Source organism: Bradyrhizobium sp., from assembly GCF_016462955.1.
In the GTDB taxonomy this organism is placed as follows: Bacteria; Pseudomonadota; Alphaproteobacteria; order Rhizobiales; family Xanthobacteraceae; genus Bradyrhizobium.
This window is the reverse complement of record NZ_JAEMSD010000811.1, coordinates 1-1,999: the sequence shown is the minus strand read 5'-3', so window position 1 is coordinate 1,999 and position 1,999 is coordinate 1. Positions and strand designations below refer to the sequence as shown.

2 protein-coding genes are annotated in these 1,999 nt (G+C 65.0%); one reads left to right on the top strand and one right to left on the bottom strand.

Annotated elements, in window-relative coordinates:
* Positions 1 to 627: LptF/LptG family permease (locus JHD07_RS38715; RefSeq protein WP_291631808.1), on the bottom strand; the 627-nt coding region annotated here is incomplete at its 3' end.
* 336 nt (positions 628 to 963) lie between these two features.
* On the opposite strand from JHD07_RS38715, the gene JHD07_RS38710 reads away from it, so the two are divergent.
* On the top strand, positions 964 to 1,999 hold a 1,036-nt coding region (locus JHD07_RS38710; RefSeq protein WP_291631806.1), incomplete at its 3' end, for a leucyl aminopeptidase.

Here is a 1,999-nt window from a genome sequence, read left to right as displayed (position 1 = left end):
ATTGCCGGTTTCCAGCACCAGGAACGAGCCGGTCTCGTTCTTCACGATCTCGCCATGCTCGGCCACGATCGAGACGCGCTCGTTCGGGTCGCTGCGGTCGTCGATGAAGATGCCGGCGAGAATGCCGCCGGGCTGGCGTTCGCGGATCCGGATCGTCAGGTTCTTGTCGAGCTGGGCGAAGCGACCGGGCTGCAAGATGTTTGTGAGCACGTCGGCGGTGATCTCGGCATCCCACTGCTTGATCCGGCGCATGCCGTCGGGGGCGAGATAGGCGGCGATGAAGGCGACCAGCAGCGCCACCACGCAGGTGGCGTAGAAGAACGGATAGAACAGCCGGAACGGCGAGAAGCCGGCGGCATTCATCACGATGATCTCGGAATCGGTCGCGAGCTTGTTCAGCGTGTGCGAGATCGCGATCATCAGCGCGATCGGCGAGATGATCAGGACCAGCGCCGGGATCACGAGGCTTGTGATGCCGAGGAAGGTGAGGATGGTCTGACCCTGGCTCGTCATCAGGTCGATGCCGCGCAACGCCTGCGTAATCCAGATCACGCCGGTGAGGCTGACCAGGACCAGCGCAAACGACGCCAGCGTCGTGCGGAAAATATACCTATCGATCGACCCCATGCGCTACCGCACGATTCCCACCAAGCCCCAATTCCGACCGGAATTCCGGCTGCCCAACCAATCCCCGGTCAGGGGATCCCCAAGGTCGGCCAACGGCTCTTCCGCCAGTTCATTCTCTCACTACCATCCCTTTGATCCGTCAACAAAATGGCTGCCCCGTGGCACCCTCAATATATGGTTAATATTTCGCTGTTGTGGCCGGGCGGCCACGGGAGCGCTTGGCATCTGCCCGGCGGGTGGCCCATAGTGGCAAAAGTCCAGTGAATCGCCGTTCAGCTCCGGCCCGTGGCCGAGACCGCCTGATCGCGATAAGCCTATGATTTGGAGGAGTTATCCATGTCCGATGCCATCAAGGTCGGCTTCGTCCCGTTGTCATCAGCCGCCCGTGGCATTTTGGTCGTATTTTGCGACGACAGCCTGAAGCTCGGCCCGGCGACGGCCAAGGCCCTGGGCGGTACTGTCGAGATCGTGAAGCGCGCGGCGGCCGCGGCCGCCTTCAAGGGCAAGAGCGGGGCTGCGCTGGACATCCTGGCGCCGGAGGGCTCGAAGGCGACCCGGCTGATCGTGGTCGGCGCCGGCAAGGCGACCGGCCTGAAGACGAACGAACTCCTTAAGTTCGGCGGGGTGGCGGCCAGCAAGCTGCCCGCCGGCACCAGCGCCATGACCATCATGGCGGAGCTGCCCGCTGGCGCCATGACGAGCGAGCAGGCGGTCGCCATCGCCACGGGCCTGCGGCTGCGCAGCTACAAGTTCGACCGTTACAAGACCAGGAAGAAGGACGGCGAGGAGGGCGGCTTGCGCGCCGATGTGTCGCTCGCGGTCGGCGATGCCGGAGCTGCAAAGAAGGCGTTCGCCTCGGCCGGCCATGTCGTCGACGGCGTGATCATTGCGCGCGACCTCGTGAACGAGCCGCCGAACGTGCTTTTCCCCGAGGAATTCGCGCGCAGGGCCAGCCAGCTCCGCAAGCTCGGGGTCAAGGTCGAGGTGCTCGACGTCAAGGCGATGCAGAAACTCGGCATGGGCGCGCTGCTCGGCGTCGGCCAGGGCTCGGCACGGCCAAGCCGCACCGTGATCATGCGCTGGGACGGGGCCAAGAAGGGCGAGGCTCCGGTGGCCTTCGTCGGCAAGGGCGTCTGCTTCGACACCGGCGGCATTTCGATCAAGCCGGCCGGCAGCATGGAGGACATGAAGGGCGACATGGGGGGCGCGGCCTGCGTCGTCGGCCTGATGCACGCGCTGGCGGCGCGCAAAGCCAAAGCCAACGTGGTCGGTGCCATCGGCCTCGTCGAGAACATGCCCGACGGCAATGCGCAGCGGCCGGGGGACATCGTCACCTCGATGTCGGGCCAGACCATCGAGATCATCAACACCG